We start from the raw sequence: 17,097 nt of genomic DNA on the forward strand, positions 1-17,097 counted from the left end.
ACGTTCAGACCCTGGTGACCGTCGCCCCCGGGATCATGCCCACCGGGTCGTAGCGCACGGGCGCGCCGGGGTAGGGCGCGTGGACCACCTGGCCGTTGCCCATGTACATCCCGACATGGCTGGCGTCGTTGCGGTAGGTGACGATGTCGCCGGGCTGGGCCTCGGCGAGCGGGATCTGCCGGCCCGCGTACCGCTGGCCCTGCGAGGTGCGCGGCAGGGAGACGCCGGCCTGGGCGTACGACCACTGGATCAGGCCCGAACAGTCGAAGCCGGAGGGCCCGTTGGCGCCCCAGATGTACGGCCGGCCCAGCGCGGACTGGGCGGCGGCGACGGCGGCCGCGGCGCGCCCCGAGGCCGGGAGGGCGCCGCCGAAGCCGGGCAGGTCGATGCGGTCGGAGCGGGAGGCACGGTCGTAGGCGGCGCGGTCGGCGGCCGTGAGGGAGTTCAGCAGCCTGCGGGCGTGGGCGAGTTTGTGCTCGACGGTGCGCTTGTGGGCGACGACGGCCTTGCGGCTCTTCTCCAGCTCGGTGAGCTTCCTGGTCGCCTCGGCACGCTCCTGCGCGAGGACCCGCATGGCGTCCTGGAGGTCCTTCAGCTGGCCGGCCTGGTGGGCGCTGATACGGGCGATCCGGGCGGCCTTGTCGAGATAGTCGGCCGGGTCGTCGGAGAGCAGCAGGACCAGGGAGGGGTCGATGCCGCCGGACCGGTACTGGGCACCGGCCAGCGAACCGAGCGCGTCCCGCATGGAGTTGATGCTCTCCTGCTGCCGGGCGATCCGGTCCTGCGACCTGCTCACCTGCTCACGCAGCTTGTCGGCGCGCTCGTCGGCCTTGTTGTAGGCCTCGGTGGCCTTCTCGGCCTCTTCGTAGAGGCGGTCCACCTTGGCCCGGGTGTCGTCCTGTGGCGCGGCCGTGGCCGGTACGGCCCCGAGGGCCGCGGCGGCGGCCGACATGATGCAGAGCGCTGCGTTGGCGCCCCGGTCGAACCCGGACGCTGCAAGACGGCGATGGGACACCACGGGAAGCCGCACTCCTTCCGCTGGCGGACAAGGACCTTCCCCGGCGTCGGGGAAACGCGGCAGACAGTAGCTCCGTGCGGGGGCGCCGACCAACGACCGTCGTGGGCACACAAAGTGACGCCCCGCCTCTGACGCAGGTCATGGGCGGGGCGTGGGGTCAGGCGGCGGTGCCGGAATTCGCTCGTTCGGGCGGCACTCTGTGTTGATCTTGCAGGCGCTCGGCCGGGGTCAGATGCGGACGCCGAACTGGAACGGCATGTTGTTGATCGACTCGTAGCGGACGACCGTGCCGGTGCGCGGGGCGTGCAGCACCTGGCCGTTGCCCGCGTAGAGGCCGACGTGGTGCAGGTCGCCGTAGAAGATGACCAGGTCGCCGACCTGGAGCTGGGACTGGCTGTACAGGCGCGTGCCCGCGTTGGCCTGGGCCTGCGAGGTGCGCGGGATGGAGACGCCGGCCTGGGCGTAGGCCCAGGAGGTCAGGCCCGAGCAGTCGTAGGAGGCGGTGCCGGTGGCGCCGTAGACGTACGGCTTGCCGATCTGGCTCTGGGCGGCCTGGAAGGCGGCCTGGGCCCGGCCGGAGGCGGAGCCGACGTTGCCGAGGTCCACGCGGTCGGCGGCGGAGCGGCTGGCGCGGGCTTCCTCGGCGGCGAGGGCGGCCTTCTCGGCGGCCGTCAGGGAGTTGAGCAGCTTCTGGGCCTCGGCGAGCTTCGCCTGGACCTGCTTCTTCTTCTTGCCCAGTTCGGTGCGGGTGGAGGCGAGGTCCTTGAGCTTCGCGGACGCCTCGGCGCGCTCCTGGGCGAGTTCGCGCTGCTTCTCCTGGATCTTCTTCAGCGCCTCGACCTGCTGGGCGCTGAGCTGGTCGGCGGTGGACGCCTTGTCCAGGTAGTCGTCGGGGTTCGACGACAGGAAGAGCTGGAGGGAGGAGTCGATGCTGCCCGTGCGGTACTGGGCGGCGGCCGCCAGGCCCATGCCGTCGCGCAGCTCGTTCAGGTCTTCCTGACCGCGCGCGACGTTGTCCTGGATGGTGGAGATCTCCTTCTGGAGCTTCTCCTGCTTCTCCTTGGCCCCGTTGAACTTCTCGGTGGCCTGCTCGGCCTCCTCGTAGAGCTTGTCGACCTTGGCCTTGACCTCGTCCTTGCTCGGCTTCTCGCTGGGGGCGGCGTTGGCCGCCTGAGAAGAGATGGCCACGGCAGCAGCTGCAGCGGTGGTCAGCACGGTCACGCGTGCTCGGCTGGGCTGCTTCGGTCGACGGTGGGACGCCACGGAGGTGAAACCCTTCTTGTGAGTGATCACCCGCTCGGAGGTTCGAGGCCAGACCCTAGTGACCCTCTTGTGATCAGATCAAATCCTCAGAAGAAAATTCTCGTCACACACTGCATTCTTTACACACAACTCACAAGCCGTGACCCAAGCTTGACGGAGGGTGGCGCGACGGTCAGGTCAATTCGGGCATTGCCCCTGTACGTTGACCGATTCAGGACAGTCGCTTGAGAAGCACCGCAGAAGCCACCGGCCGGGCTCCGGCCCTGGCCACCCCGTCGGCGACCTCACGGTCGGTGGAGGCGACGATGACCGGGCGGCCGGGCGGCTCGGCGCGCACCAGCTGGCGGATCAGCTCGTCGGCGGTCACGCCCGGCTTGGAGAACAGCACCCGCACGCCGCGCGGCGGGGCCAGCAGTACCGGCGCGGCCAGCTCGGCCCCGTCGAAGACACAGGTCACCTCGGCGCCGGTCTGGGCGGCGAGCTGCGAGAGCTGGCCGAGCAGCCTGAGGCGCTGCTTCTCCAGGGGCATCTGGGGGTAGCCGGTCTTGGTGACGTTGTAGCCGTCGACCACCAAGTGGGCCTGCGGCAGGGCGAGAAGCTGGTCGAGGATCGCGGGGTCGTTCTCGGACAGCGCCCGTGCGGCGATGTCCTTCGGGGTCATTCGTCCCGGTTCGACCGCGTCCACGGTCTCGGCGGGGCGCACGGAGACCGGCGGCAACGCCAGTTCCCGGCGCAGTCCTTGGGTGGCGTCCAGGAGGGTGTCAAGGAGCAGCCGGACGCGCATGTCCTCGACACTGCGCCCCTCGCGTGCCGCTCTGCGCGTGGCCTCCAGGGCGGCCTCGGCCTCCCCGAGCCGCGCCTTGAGCCGCCGGGTCTCGCTCTCGGCCGCGGAGACATGGGCCTGCCCCTCGGAGCGCAGGGTCTCCATGTCGCTCTGGACCTTGCGCAGGGCGGCCTCGCCGCGCTTGACGTCACTGAGGGCGGAGCGCAGCTTTCGGTGAAGCGATTCGGCTTCCTTCTTGGCCGCGTCCAGCTCGGTACGCAGCCGCTCGGTCTCGTGCCGGGTGTGCTCCCGGGCGTGGTCGAGCTCCTCGCGCAGCCGCTCCAGCTCGGCGCGGCTCTCCTCGTCGGCGCGCTCGGCGTCGGCCCGCTGGGCCTCCTCGCCGGCCGCGGTGACCAGCTTGACCCAGCCGGTGGGCCGCAGAACATAGGCCGCGGCCGCCACATCGAGCGGATCCGCGGCCGCAGGCGCCGAGCCGGAGTCGAGAGCGCCGGAGAGCTCCGGCTGGGCCTCTCTGAGCTTCTCCCCGATCCGCTGCCGGAACACCGGATCGGTCTCCAGCGCCGCCGCCATCGCGTTGCCGGCGAACTTGGCCCGGCGGTTCGGTGCGAACCGGGCGTACTGCCGCAACTGTGTGGGCAGTTCGCCGACGGTCAGACCGCCGAACCCGTCGGACACGATCTGTACGACCTTGCGCCGTACCCCGTCGGGCAGCGGACGGTCGAGCACCTCGGCGGCGCCGTCGCCCGGCCCCCCGCCTTGTGTCTCCACCATCCGTCACACCCCAATGCCTGTGCGGGGCCAGCTCCCGTCAGGAGTCGGCGCCCGGCCTGTCCACGAGTTCCACCTTGTCCACCGCGTTGCACCAGCGGCAGCGCACCGACTCGATCGTCTCACTGAGCACCTCGCGCTCCTCGACCTTGGACTCGCCGGCCAGATCGAGGTGGACGTACTCCACGACCCTGGACGAGCGCGTCACGTCGAAGCGGGTGAGGTTGCCGCAGAGGGTGCAGCGCCACCGCGTCGTGTCGGTGGGCAGGGGAACCGTCATCGTGACCGTGCTCTTTCCTTCTAGGTCTTCTATTGTCCGCGACGCTCCGGCACCCCGGTGCGTGTGGCTCGTAACCCTACGGCCTGGCGGGTACTCGCCGCCCGTCCGTCTCGGGCGGCGAGGCGGTCTGTGCGCGTGCGTCCTGTTACGTCATGCTCTGTAGCCATGATCGGCAACTGGAGCGTGGCGCGTTTCGGGACTCGGTTCGGCAGAGCGGGCCTGTCGGTCCTGCGGTCGCCGGCTCCGGTGACGTACGGGCTGATCACGCTGTGCTGCCTGCTCTTCCTGATCGGCCCGGCGGCGGGACTCAGTCCGCAGTACGGCTCCGGGGAGGGGCTGCTCGCCGCACAGCGGGCCTACTTCCACCGCTGGGGCGTGGTGCCCGCGGAGCTGTTCGAGGGCGCTCCCCGGGCCGCCCTGACGCCTGCCACGGCCCTGTTCGTGCACGGCAGCTGGGTGCACCTGCTCGGCAACATGCTCTTCCTCTACGTCTTCGGCGTGATGACCGAGGAACGGATGGGCCGCGTCCAGTTCACGCTCTTCTACCTCGGCTGCGGCTGTCTGGCCCTGCTGGGCTACGCCGCCGCGAACGACGACTCCACCCAGTCCCTGGTCGGCGCGTCCGGGGCGATCTCGGCCGTCCTGGGCGCGTTCCTGTTCCTCTTCCCCGGGGCGCGCGTGACAAGCCTGCTGCCGTTCCTGCTCTTCCTGCCGCTGCGCTTCCCGGCGTGGGTGGTGCTGCCGTTCTGGGTGGGCCTGCAGTGGGTGGCGGCGGGGCGGGCGACGCAGGGGCCCGGGGTGGCGTATCTGGCGCACCTGGTGGGCTTCGGACTGGGCTTCGGCTACGCGTGGGTCCGCTTCGGTCGGCCTACTAGAGTGAAAGCCGCCCCAGCTCCGGCCCCCGAGGGAGAGAACCAGCCGTGATCACCGCGATCGTCCTGATCAAGACCAGCGTGGACCGGATCCCCGAGATCGCGGAGCGCATCGCTTCGCTGGAGAACGTGACCGAGGTCTTCTCCGTCACCGGCACCTACGACCTGATCGCCATGGTGCGGGTCAAGGAGCACGAGGAGCTGGCCGAGGTCATTCCCGGCCGGATCAGCAAGATCCCCGGCGTCGAGGGCACGGACACGCACGTGGCGTTCCGTACCTACTCCCAGCACGACATCGAGGCCGCCTTCGCCATCGGCCTGGACAACTGACGTCCCGGTCCGCCGGATGAAGAGTTCTTCATCCTGCGCTCATCCGCGGCGCCGGGTGCCGGGGGCACGATCGGCCGCATGGTCTTCTCGCACCGGATCGCGGCCCTGGCCGCCGTAGTGGCGATCCCGCTGGGCATCGCCGCGACCAGCTTCGCCCTCACCGACCGGCAGGAGTCGCCGAAGGTCCCGCCCAGGGTGGAGCTGGACAGCGGCTCCCCCACCCCGGCATCCACCCGGCCCACGCCGACGCCGACACCGCGCGACGAGGTCGTGTCCAGGCCCCCGGTGACCGACAGCTCCCCGAGTGACGACGATGACGACGCCCCCGACCGCGAGCCCTCGGACGACGACCGCGGTGAGGTCGGGGACGACGGCTGAGCGCTCCGCCGGCGGAGCCGCGATCGGCCGTCGATCATCTGCGGGTCCATCGTGGCTGGTCGCGCCCGCGCGGCGGAGCCGCAGATGTCACAGCCCCGCGCCCCTGGAAGGCGGCTACACCGCCTGTCGGGCGCGGCCGCGAGGAACGGTGCCGTATGGCGACGCCCCCTAGTCCTGTGCGCCGGCGGATCTCGGCCCGGGTCCGGATCCTGCTCTGGCTGCTGCTGGTGATGGCCGTGGGGCTGGTGTCCGTGGCCACGACCACGCGCTCGATCCTGCTGCGGGACGTCGACCACCGGGTGGACGGGCTGCTCGCGCAGGAGGCCGGTGAGTTCGCGAACTTCGAGGAGCGGGGCGTCGACCCCGAGACCGGCCGTCCGTTCACCGACCCGTCCAGGCTGCTGCGCGAGTTCCTGGTACGGCAGTACGCCGACCCGGACGAGGAGCTGATCGGCCTGGTGGGCCGGCCGGGCGGCACCCCGGCGCAGTTCAGCCAGCCCCGCGACATCCCCGTCGCCCTGCCGCTGCACGAGGACACCGACGCCCGCCGCCGGATCTTCGACTCCCCCGACTCCACGGGCACGCTGCACCGCGCGTCGGGCGAGGTCCGCTGGGCCAAGGTGGCCGTCGCCCGGGTCGGCGGCGACACGGAGGCCGCGTTCGTCGTCGCCTTCCACCCGGGGCGCGAACAGGCCGCGGTGAACGAGGAGTTCCGTATCCTGCTCGCCATCTCCGGCGTCGCCCTGCTGATGATGACCGGCGTCGGCTGGGCGGTCTCCGGCCGGATCCTCAAACCCGTACGGCTGGTGCGCACGGCGGCGGCGCAGCTCACCGAGCAGGACCTCACCCGCCGTATCCCGGTGCACGGACGCGACGACATCGCCGCGCTCGCGGAGACCTTCAACGCGATGCTCGACCGGCTGGAGGGCGCCTTCGCCGCCCAGCGGGAGTTCGTCGACGACGCGGGCCACGAGCTGCGCACGCCGATCACCATCGTGCGCGGCCATCTGGAGCTGATGGGGGACGATCCGGCCGAGCGCGAGGAGACGATACGGCTGGTCACCGACGAGCTGGACCGGATGAGCCGCATCGTGGAGGACCTGCTGCTGCTCGCCAAGGCCGAACGCCCCGACTTCGTCACCCCGGAGCCGGTCCAGCTCGCCGAACTCACCGCCGACGTCTACGTCAAGGCCCGCACCCTCGGCGAACGGGACTGGCAGCTCGCCGAGGTGGCCGACGTGGCGGCCGGGCTGGACCCGCAGCGGATCACCCAGGCGATGGTCCAGCTCGCCCAGAACGCCGTGCAGCACACCACGCCCGGCCAGACCGTCCGGATCGGCTCCCGCGCCGACGGACAGGGCATCGAGCTGTACGTCGCCGACTCCGGGTGCGGTGTGCAGCCGCAGGACGCCGAGGTGATCTTCGAACGCTTCCGGCGCGGCACCTCCCGGCGCGGCGCCCGGGGCTCCGGCGCCGGGCTCGGCCTGTCGATCGTCCGGGCGATCGCGGAGGCACACGGCGGCCGGGTGCGGCTGCGCGACACGGCGGGCGGCGGCGCCACCTTCGTACTGGCACTGGGAGAGGGACACACGTGAACCGGATCCTCATCGTGGAGGACGAGGAGCGCATCGCCTCCTTCGTCGAGAAGGGCCTGCGCTCGAACGGCTTCACCACGACCGTCGTCGGCGACGGCGAGGCGGCGTACGAGTACGCCGTCACGGGCGCCTTCGACCTGGTGCTCCTCGACATCGGCCTGCCCGGCCGGGACGGCTTCACGGTGCTGCGGGAGATGCGCGAGGCCCGCGTGACGGTCCCGGTGATCGTGCTGACCGCACGGGACTCCGTACGGGACACGGTGGCCGGTCTGGAGGGCGGCGCCGACGACTGGATGACCAAGCCGTTCCGCTTCGAGGAACTCCTCGCCCGGGTACGGCTCCGGCTGCGTACGGCGGCCCGGGCGCCCGAGGTGACGGTGCTGCGGTCCGGCCCCCTCACCCTGGACCTGCGCACCCGGCGGGCCCGGTCCGGGGAGCGGACGGTCGACCTGACGGCCCGTGAGTTCGTGCTCCTGGAGCTGTTCCTGAGGCACCCGGGGCAGGTACTGTCCCGCGAGCAGATCCTGTCGCACGTGTGGGGCTACGACTTCGACCCCGGGTCGAACATCGTGGACGTGTACGTGCGGGCGCTGCGCAGGAAGCTCGGCGCCGAACGGGTCGAGACGGTGCGCGGCGTGGGGTATCGCCTCCCCGCGTGAAGTCCCTTTCATGTACGGCTCATCGAGGGCTCACGGCCCGGGTGAACCCTCGATGACGTGACCCTGAACCTCCGTCCGCTCGCGGCCCTCTGCGTGGCGCTCTCCCTGTGCGCGCTGCTCGCGGTTCCCGCCAACTTCCCCGGCCTGGGCGCCGACGCCCGTTTCACCCTCGCCGTGTTCGCCCTGGCGACCTGCGCCTGGATCGCCACCCCGGTCGACGACACCTACATCGCGCTCGGCGCCGGACTCGCGCTCACGGTGACCGGAGTGATCAGCAGCGACACCCTCTTCGGCACCCTCGGCGACTCCACCGTCTGGCTGCTGATCTGCGCCTTCGTGCTGGCGGCGGCGGTGACCCGGACGGGGCTCGCGGGACGGGCGGCGGCGTTCCTGGTCGGCGGGGCGCGCACGGTGCGGCAGCTGGTGCATCTGACCACGGCCGCGCTGGTCGTCACGGCGTTCGCGGTGCCGGCCACCTCGGGGCGGGCCGCCCTCGCCCTGCCGGTGTTCCTCGCGCTGGCCAGGGCGCTGGCCGACCGGAAGCGGCTGGTGGTGATGCTGGCGCTGCTGTTCCCGACCGTGATCCTGCTGTCGGCGGTGGCGACCCTGATCGGGGCGGGCGCGCACCTGATCACCGTGTCGGTGCTGTGGCAGGCCACGGGCGACCGGATCGGCTTCACCCAGTGGCTGCTGCTGGGCCTGCCGCTGGCCGTGGCCTCGTCCCACCTGGCCGCCGAGGCCGTACTCCTGACGAGCACCCGGCGCGCGGACCGCAAGGGCCCCGTGCACATCACCCCCGCGCAGATCCAGGAGCACAGCGACCACCCGGTCACCGGCCCCTGGTCGCAGGCCGAGAAGCGGTGTGCGCTGCTGCTCGGCACGGTCGTGATGCTGTGGTGCGGCGAGCCGCTGCACCGGGTGCCGCCCGCCGTCGTGGCACTGATCGGTGCGGTGGTGGCGGCTTCTCCGGTGCTCGGGACGGTGCATCTGAAGGACGCGCTGAAGACGGTTCCCTGGTCGTTGCTGCTGTTCATGGCCGCGACGATGGCGATGGGGGTGGCGCTCGCGGACTCCGGGGCGGCCGAGTGGCTGGTGGACGGGCTTCCCGGCGGCGTCAGCCCGGTGTTGTTCCTGGTCGTCGTGATCGCGATCAGTACGACGGCCCATCTGGTCCTGCAGTCCCGGTCGGCCCGTTCGTCGGTGCTGGTGCCGCTGGTGGTCGCTGCGGCGGTGGGGGCCGGGGTGAATCCGGTCGCGGCGGCGCTTGCGTCCACTGCGGCGGCGGGGTTCTGCCATACGCTGCCGGCCTCTGCGAAACCGGTGACTCTCTTTTCCGACCTTCCTGGGACGCCGACTTATACGCCGCGTGATCTGTTGCGGCTGGCCGCGGTGCTGGCTCCGTTGACCGCCGCGGTCGTTCTGTTGTTCGCCGTTGTCGTGTGGCCGGTGCTTGGCGTGCCGGTGACGCGATGACGGTGCCGCGTGTGTGTCGTCTTTCGTCTGCCGCGCCGTCGTGGCTGGTCGCGCCCACGCGGCGGAGCCGCATATGTCACAGCCCCGCGCCCCTGAAAGAAGGGCGTTGCCCTTCCCCTATCTGCTTAGGAGCCCCTGATGCTGACCCGCGTCGTCGTAGCCCCCAGTGGGTTCAAGGAGTCACTGTCCGCCCAAGCCGCCGCCGATGCCATTGCCGACGGGGTGCGGCGGGTGCTGCCGGAGGCCGTGCTCGACCTGATCCCACTGGTGGACGGGGGCGAGGGCACCGCCACCGCACTGGCCGCCGCGACCGGCGGACGGCTCGTCGCCCTGCCCGCCACGGGCCCGGTCGGCGAGCAGGTCGGTACGCACTTCGCGCTGCTCGGCTCCCAGGACACGGCGGTCGTGGAGATGGCCGCGGTGGCCGGGCTGTCCCTCGTGCCACGCGCCCTGCGAGACCCGGGGGCCACGACGACGTACGGCGTCGGCGAGCTGATCAGTGCCGCGCTCGACATGGGCGTACAGCGGATCCTGGTCGGCTGCGGTGACTCGGGGACGTCCGACGGGGGCGCGGGAGCCCTCCAGGCGCTCGGTGCCAGGCTGCTGGACGCCGATGGCTTCAAACTCCCCCACGGTGGGCGGGAGTTGACGCGGCTCGCCCGGATCGACCCGTCCGGCCTGGACCCGCGGCTGCGGGACGTCGAGCTGCTGGTCGCCTGCAACCCGTACAACGTGCTGTGCGGCGAGCGCGGTGTGGCCCGGGTCTTCGGGCCGCAGAAGGGGGCGACGCCCGCCCAGGTCGAACATCTGTCGGCGGGGCTTGAGACCTGGGCGGACGTCCTCACCCGGGATCTGGGGGCCGTGGGCACCGACCTGCGCCACGGCCCCGGCACCGGGGCCTCCGGCGGTCTGGGCGCGGGCCTCGCCGCGCTGGGCGCCCGTCTCCTCCCCCGCTTCGACGTGCTCCTCGACCACCTCGACCTGGACGCCCGCCTGGCCCGCGCCGATCTGGTCGTCACCGCCGAGGGCGCCCTGGACCACCAGACGCCCCGTGGGAAGGTGCCGGCCGAGGTGGCCCGCCGGGCCAAGCTGTACGGCCGCCCGGTGCTCGCGCTGGCGGGCACCCTCGGCGAGGGCGCGCACGACGTGCCGGGTGTGGACGCGTACAGCGGGATCCTGCCGGCGCCGATGGCCCTGGCGGAGGCCCTGGTGCGGGCCTCCGAACTCCTCACGGACGCCACCGAGCGCGCCCTGCGGATGATCCTGCTGGGCGCCCGGCTACCGGCTCACGCGGAGGTGTCCGGCACGCAACGGCCGTCCTCGGTGCGGTAGTTCCACCGGGCGCCGTCCGTGACGAGCTCCTTGACGGCGTTCACGAACCGCTCGACGTGCTCGTCCGGCGTACCGGCACCGAAGCTGACGCGGATGGCGTTGAGGGACTTCTCGCCGGGCGCCGCCTCCGGGGCACCGCACTCGCCCTGCGCCTGCGCGTCGCTGCCGAGCAGGGTGCGGACCAGCGGGTGGGCGCAGAACAGGCCGTCCCGTACCCCGATGCCGTACTCGGCGGAGAGGGCGGCGGCGAAGTGGGAGCTGTTCCAGCCGTCGACGACGAAGGAGATGACGCCGACGCGGGGGGCGTCATCGCCGAAGAGGGAGAGGATCCGGACCTCGGGAACCTCGGCGAGACCTTCCCGCACCCGCTCGATCAGGTACTGCTCACGGGCGACCAGGCTGTCGAAACCGGCCTCGGTCAGCGCCTTGCAGGCGGAGGCGATGGAGTACGCGCCGATGACGTTGGGCGACCCGGCCTCGTGCCGTGCGGCGCTCTCGTGCCACTCGACGTCCACTCCCCCGTCCTCGCGCCGCGACACCTTGCGGCTGGCGCCGCCGCCCGCGAGGTACGGCTCGGCCTCGCGCAGCCAGTCGGCGCGGCCGGCGAGGACGCCGGAGCCGAACGGGGCGTACAGCTTGTGGCCGGAGAAGGCGACCCAGTCGACGTCCAGGTCACGGACGCTCACCGGGTGGTGCGGGGCCAGCTGCGCGGCGTCCAGCACGATGCGGGCGCCGTGGGCATGGGCGGCTGCCGCGAGCTCCCGTACGGGCCACAGCTCGCCGGTGACGTTCGAGGCGCCGGTCACGCAGACCAGGGCCGGGCCGTGCGGGTCGCGGTCGGCGAGGGCGCGCTCCAGGGTCTCGACGGCCTGGCGGGGGGTGCGGGGCGCGTTGAGGCAGGTGACGCGGGCGTCGCGCCAGGGCAGCAGGGAGGCGTGGTGCTCGGTCTCGAAGACGAAGACCTGGCAGTCGGCCGGAAGGGTGGCGGCGAGGAGGTTCAGGGAGTCGGTGGTGGACCGGGTGAAGACGACCTGGTCGTCGTCCCGGCAGTCCAGGAACTCGGCGACGGTCCTGCGGGCGTTCTCGAACAGGTCGGTGGAGAGCTGGGAGAGGTACCCGGCGCCACGGTGGACGCTGCCGTAGTACGGCGCGTAGGCGGCCACGTCGTCCCAGACGCGCTGGAGGGCGGGGGCGCTGGCGGCGTAGTCGAGCGCGGCGTAGGTGACCTCGCCGCCGGTGACGAGCGGGACGGTGACATCACTGCCCAGAACGGGCAGCGGGGTGCAAAGGGACCGGTCGGCGGCAGCGGTGAAGACAGACATGGGGAACTCCCGTGAGAGGCATGCGAGTCGAACGCATGCAGAGAAGAGAAAAAGGGTGCGCGGAGGCGGGGCTCGGCGGCCCTATCGCATTCGCTTGCTCACGGAAATCTCCAAGGTCACGTGCTTGCCGCAGACCTCGCTGCCTACGGCCTGGTCCTCACCCGGGGCACCCCGCCACGGACGGAGGGTTGCCGGACAGTCGGCCGGGGCCTCATGACTGTCACTCATGACCTGATCGAGAACGTACGCGAAATGATCGTGGTCCCGCAACCCATGTCCGAATCGCGGGACCACATGCGTAGGGGTTACGCGTTGCTGGCTGCCACCCACCGGTCCAGCGTCCGCTTGGCCGCGCCGGAGTCGATCGCCTCCGCCGCCTTCGCCATCCCCGCCCGGATCTGCTCGGCGAGCGGGGCCCCCGTCGGGTTCAGCGCCACCAGTGCGGCGGCCGAGTTGAGCAGTACGGCGTCCCGTACGGGCCCCGTCTCGCCGTTCAGCAGGCGCAGCGCCACATCGGCGTTGTAGGACGCGTCGGCGCCCCGCAGCGCCTCCACCGGCACCAGCTCGATGCCGACGTCGCGCGGGTCGAAGGCCTCCTCGGTGACCTTGCCGTCGCGCACGACCCACACCCGGGAGGTGGCGGTCGTCGTCAGCTCGTCCAGGCCGTCGTCGCCACGGAACACCAGCGAGGAGTTGCCGCGCTCGGCGAAGACGCCGGCGACGATGGGTGCCATGCGCGGGTCGGCCACGCCGACCGCCTGGGCCCGTACCTTCGCCGGGTTGGTCAGCGGACCGAGCACGTTGAAGGTGGTCCGGATGCCCAACTGCCCGCGTGCGGCGGCCACATGGCGCAGTGCCGGATGGAACTTCACCGCGAAGCAGAAGGTGATCCCGGCCTCCTCGGCGACCTGGGCCACCCGCCCCACCGGCAGGTTCAGATTGACGCCCAGCTTCTCCAGCACGTCCGAGGCACCCGACGCCGAGGACGCCGCCCGGTTGCCGTGCTTGACGACCTTCGCGCCGGTGCCGGCGATGACGATCGCCGACATGGTGGAGATGTTGACGGTCTTCGCGCCGTCGCCGCCCGTGCCGACGATGTCGACGGTCGGCCCGGGCACCTCGATCACGTTGGCGTGCTCGTACATCGTGCGGACGAGCCCGGTGATCTCCTGCACCGTCTCGCCCTTGGCCCGCAGTGCCACCACGAATCCGGCGATCTGCGCGTCCGACGCCTCGCCGCGCATGATCAGGTCCATCGCCCACGCGGTGTCGTCGGCGGACAGGTCCCGGCCGTCCAGCAGGCCGTTCAGCAGCAGGGGCCAGGAGCGGCCCGCCGCGGTGTCGCCTCCAGCGGGGGTCACAGCGCTCATAAGCCGCTCCAGGATCAGGCGTCCCGCACTACGGGACGAGAGTCTCAACGAGGTCCACCCTATCCAGCCCCGGGGCACGGAGAAGGGCCCCGTCCGATGTACGGACGGGGCCCTTCTGCCGTGGCGTGGCGTGCGCAGCGATCAGTGGTGGCCGTGGCCGCTCGTGATCTCCTTGTACTCCTCGACGCTCGGCTTGGGGATCTGGCCGTCCTCGCCGAAGTAGGACTTGCTGAGCTTGGCGCGCAGCTTCTCGGTGGCCTTCACCTTGCGTTCGACACCGTTCTCGTCGACCGTCGGGCCGATCTCGGCCGGCTGGTACTGCTCGTGGGCGGTGAGCGTGTACAGCGCGTCCTGGCTGAGCGGCTCGTGGACCTCGATGAACTCACCGTGCGGCAGGCGCTTGATGATGCCCGACTCGCGGCCGTGCAGCACCTTGTCCTTGTCCCGGCGCTGCAGGCCGAGGCAGATCCGCTTGGTGACGATGAACGCGATGACCGGTCCGGCGAAGAAGGAGATCCGCACGAACCAGGTGATGGCGTTGAGGGACAGGTGGAAGTGGGTGGCCCACAGGTCGTTGCCACCACCGACCAGACCGATCATGTACACCGTGACCCAGGCGACGCCGAACGCGGTACGCGTCGGAGCGTTGCGCGGGCGGTCCAGGATGTGGTGCTCGCGCTTGTCGCCGGTGACCCAGGACTCGATGAACGGGTAGAGCGCGATGGCCATCAGCACCACGCCGAACAGGACCAGCGGGATGAACACACCGAGGATCAGCGTGTGACCCCAGAAGTTGACCTCCCAGCCCGGCATGTACCGGACCAGACCCTCGGCGAAGCCCATGTACCAGTCGGGCTGGGCGCCCGTGGACACCTGGTCCGGCCGGTAGGGGCCCATGGCCCAGATCGGGTTGATCTGGGCGACCGCCGCGATGGCCGCGATGACACCGAAGACCAGGAAGAAGAAGCCTCCGGCCTTGGCCATGTAGACCGGCAGCAGCGGCATGCCGACGACGTTCTTGTTGGACTTTCCGGGGCCCGCGAACTGCGTGTGCTTGTGGTAGAAGACCAGGATCAGGTGGCCGACCACCAGACCGAGCATGATGCCCGGCAGCAGCAGGATGTGGATCGAGTAGAAGCGGGCCACGAAGTCGACGCCCGGGAACTCGCCGCCGAAGAGGAAGAACGAGATGTACGTGCCGACGATCGGCATGGACAGGATCGCGCCCTCGGTGAAGCGGACACCGGTGCCGGAGAGCAGGTCGTCCGGGAGCGAGTAGCCGGTGAAACCGGTGAACATGCCCAGGACGAACAGCAGGAAGCCGAACAGCCAGTTGATCTCACGCGGCTTGCGGAACGCGCCCGTGAAGAACACGCGCATCATGTGCACGAACATGCCCGCGAGGAAGATCAGCGCGGCCCAGTGGTGGATCTGCCGGATGAGCAGACCACCGCGCACGTCGAAGGAGATGTGCAGCGTCGAGCTGAACGCCTCCGACATGAGCTGGCCCTGCAGCGGGACGTAGCTGCCGTGGTACTCCACCTCGTTCATCGACGGGTGGAAGAACAGCGTCAGATACACACCCGTGAGGATGATGATGATGAAGCTGTAGAGGCAGACCTCGCCCAACATGAACGACCAGTGGTCGGGGAAGATCTTGCGCATGTTGGCCTTGGCCAGGGAGTAGATCCCCAGTCGGCCGTCGGCCCAGTCGGCGACGCGCTCGCCGGCCGGTGCCTTTCCGCGAGAGCGGTCGGTGGTCTCTGTAGTGCTCATCCGCGCTCCCAGAATGCAGGACCGACGGGCTCTTCGAAGTCGCCGAGCGCCTCAAGGTAGCCCTCGTCGTTCACGCCGATACGCAGCTGCGGCAGGGCGTGACCGGCCGGGCCGAAGATCACTCGGGCACCGTCGGAGAGGTCGAAGGTGGACTGGTGACAGGGGCAGAGCACGTGGTGCGTCTGCTGCTCGTACAGGGAGATCGGGCAACCGACGTGGGTGCAGATCTTCGAGTACGCGACGATGCCCTCGTGCGACCACTCAAGCTCTTGCTTGTCCTTGATGTCGTCGGGCTGGAGCCGGACGATCATCAGAGCGGCCTTGGCGATCTCGTTCTGGAAGTCGTGGTCGTGCTCCTCCAGGCCCTCCGGCTTGGCGAAGGTGAGGGAGCCGACCGCGACGTCCGAGGGACGCAGCGGCTCGTCGGTGTTCATGTTGACGAGCAGCTTGCCCTTGGACCACAGGGTGTGGCGCAGCTTGGTGCCGGGCAGCGGGCCGAGGTCACGCAGCAGGACGACACCGGAGAGCGGGAACAGGGCCAGCGCGCCGAACATCGTGTTGCGGATCAGCTTGCGGCGACCCAGCGCGGACTCCTTGGCGCCCTGCTTGAAGTCGGCCATGACCTTGGCCTTGACCTCGGGCTCCGCCGCGATCGGGTGCCGCTCGTCCGCGACCTCCACGTCGGACATCAGGGTGCGGGCCCAGTGGACCGCGCCCGCGCCGATGCAGAACAGCGCCCCGCCGAGGGTCAGCCCCAGCGCGAAGTTCAGCGCGTTGAGGTGGCCGATCGGGAAGACGAAGATCGACTTGTCGTGCGGGATCGTGACGTACGAGGCGATGAAGCCGACGGTGGCCAGCATCGACACCGTGAACAGCAGGGCGACCGTGCGCTCGGACCGCTTGGCGGCCCGCTCGTCGATGTCCTGGATCCGGTGCTCGTGGGGCGGCAGGCCGGGATCGGCGAAGGGGTCCTTCTCGTCCGCTACCGCGACGTGGGCGTCCTGCTCAGCGGGCAGGTTCTCTTCTGGAATGTCTTGGCTACTCATGACTTCTTGGCCTTTGCGGTCCGAGCGGCGACCCAGACGGCGACCGCGATCAATCCGCCGAGACCGAAGATCCAGGCGAAGAGGCCCTCACTCACCGGGCCGAGGCCGCCGAGCTCCAGACCACCGGGGTTGACCGTCTCGTCGCTGTTGACCGCGTGGAGGTACGCGATGATGTCCTTCTTGTTCTGCTCCGACAGCGTGGTGTCGGGGAACGACGGCATGTTCTGCGGGCCGGTCTGCATGGCCTCGTAGATGTGCTTCGGGTCGACGCCCTCAAGCGTCGGCGCGTACTTGCCGTGGGTCAGCGCGCCGCCCTTGCCGGTGAAGTTGTGGCACTGGGCGCAGTTGTTGCGGAAGAGCTCGCCGCCCTTGGCGATGTCCGCGCCCTCGGGGCCGTACTGCGCCTCGGTCGGGACGGACGGGCCGGCGCCCAGCGAGGCGATGAACGCCGCGAGCTGGTCGATCTCGGCCTGCGAGTAGATGTTCTTCTTGGCCGGGACCTGGGCGCCCTGGGAGGTGGCGGCGGGCATACGGCCCGTCGACACCTGGAAGTCGACGGCGGCGGCGCCGACGCCCACCAGGCTGGGCCCGTCGGAGGTGCCCTGACCACTGGCTCCGTGGCAGCTGGCGCAGCCGACGGTGTAGAGCTTCTTGCCCTCCTCGATGGTGAGGGACTGGGCGGATTCCTCGGCCTGCGCCTTGTCCGCGGGCGCGAACACGGCGTACAGCCCCCCCGTGCACGCCAGCGCGAGGAGTAGGACGACGACTGCCGCCAGCGGATGGCGTCGTCGTGCGGAGAGCTTTTTCACGGATTACCCCGGTGTCAGGATC

The 17,097-nt window shown here is 70.7% G+C and carries 16 protein-coding genes and 1 riboswitch; of the genes, 7 read left to right on the forward strand and 9 right to left on the reverse strand.

From position 1 onward, the window contains the following. Positions 1 to 4: 4 nt before the first annotated feature. The 4 genes from ACFWYS_RS19505 to ACFWYS_RS19520 form a co-directional block, all read right to left on the reverse strand. On the reverse strand, positions 5 to 1,018 hold the full coding sequence (locus ACFWYS_RS19505) for an NlpC/P60 family protein (RefSeq protein ID WP_384770049.1): 1,014 nt from the start codon (positions 1,016 to 1,018) through the stop codon (positions 5 to 7). A gap of 228 nt (positions 1,019 to 1,246) precedes the next feature. Continuing rightward, complete coding sequence (locus ACFWYS_RS19510; RefSeq protein ID WP_384770186.1) at positions 1,247 to 2,281, reverse strand: NlpC/P60 family protein; 1,035 nt, start codon at positions 2,279 to 2,281, stop codon at positions 1,247 to 1,249. Positions 2,282 to 2,492: 211 nt separating this feature from the next. Next, positions 2,493 to 3,836, reverse strand: a complete 1,344-nt coding sequence (locus tag ACFWYS_RS19515) for an NYN domain-containing protein (RefSeq protein ID WP_384770052.1) — start codon at positions 3,834 to 3,836, stop codon at positions 2,493 to 2,495. Between the two features lie 37 nt (positions 3,837 to 3,873). Next, on the reverse strand, positions 3,874 to 4,113 hold the full coding sequence (locus ACFWYS_RS19520; protein ID WP_384770055.1) for a hypothetical protein: 240 nt from the start codon (positions 4,111 to 4,113) through the stop codon (positions 3,874 to 3,876). A gap of 165 nt (positions 4,114 to 4,278) precedes the next feature. On the opposite strand from ACFWYS_RS19520, the gene ACFWYS_RS19525 reads away from it, so the two are divergent. The 7 genes from ACFWYS_RS19525 to ACFWYS_RS19555 all read left to right on the forward strand — a co-directional run bounded on the left by ACFWYS_RS19525 (position 4,279) and on the right by ACFWYS_RS19555 (position 10,752). Beyond that, positions 4,279 to 5,037: a rhomboid family intramembrane serine protease gene (locus ACFWYS_RS19525; RefSeq protein WP_384770057.1), complete on the forward strand. Its 759-nt coding sequence runs from the start codon at positions 4,279 to 4,281 to the stop codon at positions 5,035 to 5,037. Then, positions 5,034 to 5,315 carry an Lrp/AsnC family transcriptional regulator gene (locus ACFWYS_RS19530; protein WP_272123209.1) on the forward strand — a complete coding sequence of 94 codons (282 nt, stop codon included), beginning with the start codon at positions 5,034 to 5,036 and terminating at the stop codon, positions 5,313 to 5,315. The genes ACFWYS_RS19525 and ACFWYS_RS19530 overlap by 4 nt, the downstream gene beginning before the upstream one ends. Positions 5,316 to 5,393: 78 nt before the next feature. Continuing rightward, the gene (locus ACFWYS_RS19535; RefSeq protein WP_384770060.1) at positions 5,394 to 5,693 is read left to right on the forward strand and encodes a small secreted hydrophilic protein; all 300 of its coding nucleotides are present in this window, start codon (positions 5,394 to 5,396) and stop codon (positions 5,691 to 5,693) included. Between the two features lie 155 nt (positions 5,694 to 5,848). Then, positions 5,849 to 7,288 (forward strand): ATP-binding protein, encoded by a 1,440-nt coding sequence (locus ACFWYS_RS19540; RefSeq protein WP_384770063.1) that lies wholly within the window; start codon positions 5,849 to 5,851, stop codon positions 7,286 to 7,288. Next, positions 7,285 to 7,947 carry a response regulator transcription factor gene (locus ACFWYS_RS19545; RefSeq protein ID WP_384770066.1) on the forward strand — a complete coding sequence of 221 codons (663 nt, stop codon included), beginning with the start codon at positions 7,285 to 7,287 and terminating at the stop codon, positions 7,945 to 7,947. Before ACFWYS_RS19540 ends, ACFWYS_RS19545 begins: the two co-directional genes overlap by 4 nt. Before the next feature lie 57 nt (positions 7,948 to 8,004). Further along, complete coding sequence (locus ACFWYS_RS19550; RefSeq protein WP_384770069.1) at positions 8,005 to 9,420, forward strand: SLC13 family permease; 1,416 nt, start codon at positions 8,005 to 8,007, stop codon at positions 9,418 to 9,420. Between the two features lie 138 nt (positions 9,421 to 9,558). Continuing rightward, positions 9,559 to 10,752 carry a glycerate kinase gene (locus ACFWYS_RS19555; protein WP_384770072.1) on the forward strand — a complete coding sequence of 398 codons (1,194 nt, stop codon included), beginning with the start codon at positions 9,559 to 9,561 and terminating at the stop codon, positions 10,750 to 10,752. Here the strand turns inward: ACFWYS_RS19555 and ACFWYS_RS19560 are convergent. From ACFWYS_RS19560 to ACFWYS_RS19580, 5 genes are all read right to left on the reverse strand, one after another. Beyond that, a complete protein-coding gene (locus ACFWYS_RS19560) occupies positions 10,707 to 12,074 on the reverse strand; it encodes an aminotransferase class V-fold PLP-dependent enzyme (protein WP_384770074.1) in 1,368 nt (455 codons plus the stop codon). The genes ACFWYS_RS19555 and ACFWYS_RS19560 overlap by 46 nt on opposite strands. Before the next feature lie 115 nt (positions 12,075 to 12,189). After that, a riboswitch (SAM riboswitch) is annotated at positions 12,190 to 12,306 on the reverse strand. Positions 12,307 to 12,379: 73 nt separating this feature from the next. Continuing rightward, complete coding sequence (gene trpD / locus ACFWYS_RS19565; protein WP_384770077.1) at positions 12,380 to 13,444, reverse strand: anthranilate phosphoribosyltransferase; 1,065 nt, start codon at positions 13,442 to 13,444, stop codon at positions 12,380 to 12,382. 141 nt (positions 13,445 to 13,585) lie between these two features. Next, positions 13,586 to 15,220 carry a cytochrome bc complex cytochrome b subunit gene (locus ACFWYS_RS19570; RefSeq protein ID WP_384770080.1) on the reverse strand — a complete coding sequence of 545 codons (1,635 nt, stop codon included), beginning with the start codon at positions 15,218 to 15,220 and terminating at the stop codon, positions 13,586 to 13,588. Beyond that, complete coding sequence (locus ACFWYS_RS19575; RefSeq protein ID WP_384770083.1) at positions 15,217 to 16,266, reverse strand: Rieske 2Fe-2S domain-containing protein; 1,050 nt, start codon at positions 16,264 to 16,266, stop codon at positions 15,217 to 15,219. Before ACFWYS_RS19575 ends, ACFWYS_RS19570 begins: the two co-directional genes overlap by 4 nt. Then, positions 16,263 to 17,075 (reverse strand): c-type cytochrome, encoded by an 813-nt coding sequence (locus tag ACFWYS_RS19580; RefSeq protein WP_384770086.1) that lies wholly within the window; start codon positions 17,073 to 17,075, stop codon positions 16,263 to 16,265. Before ACFWYS_RS19580 ends, ACFWYS_RS19575 begins: the two co-directional genes overlap by 4 nt. Between the last annotated feature and the right edge of the window lie 22 nt (positions 17,076 to 17,097).

This window comes from Streptomyces sp. NPDC059010 (genome assembly GCF_042740355.1).
GTDB lineage: Bacteria > Actinomycetota > Actinomycetes > Streptomycetales > Streptomycetaceae > Streptomyces.

Coding starts and splice junctions, on each gene's coding strand:
- ACFWYS_RS19570 (WP_384770080.1), bottom strand. CDS start 15,220: ATGAGCACTACAGAGACCACCGACCGCTCTCGCGGAAAGGCACCGGCC.
- ACFWYS_RS19560 (WP_384770074.1), bottom strand. CDS start 12,074: ATGTCTGTCTTCACCGCTGCCGCCGACCGGTCCCTTTGCACCCCGCTG.
- ACFWYS_RS19525 (WP_384770057.1), top strand. CDS start 4,279: ATGATCGGCAACTGGAGCGTGGCGCGTTTCGGGACTCGGTTCGGCAGA.
- ACFWYS_RS19540 (WP_384770063.1), top strand. CDS start 5,849: ATGGCGACGCCCCCTAGTCCTGTGCGCCGGCGGATCTCGGCCCGGGTC.
- ACFWYS_RS19575 (WP_384770083.1), bottom strand. CDS start 16,266: ATGAGTAGCCAAGACATTCCAGAAGAGAACCTGCCCGCTGAGCAGGAC.
- ACFWYS_RS19520 (WP_384770055.1), bottom strand. CDS start 4,113: ATGACGGTTCCCCTGCCCACCGACACGACGCGGTGGCGCTGCACCCTC.
- ACFWYS_RS19555 (WP_384770072.1), top strand. CDS start 9,559: ATGCTGACCCGCGTCGTCGTAGCCCCCAGTGGGTTCAAGGAGTCACTG.
- ACFWYS_RS19515 (WP_384770052.1), bottom strand. CDS start 3,836: ATGGTGGAGACACAAGGCGGGGGGCCGGGCGACGGCGCCGCCGAGGTG.
- trpD (WP_384770077.1), bottom strand. CDS start 13,444: ATGAGCGCTGTGACCCCCGCTGGAGGCGACACCGCGGCGGGCCGCTCC.
- ACFWYS_RS19535 (WP_384770060.1), top strand. CDS start 5,394: ATGGTCTTCTCGCACCGGATCGCGGCCCTGGCCGCCGTAGTGGCGATC.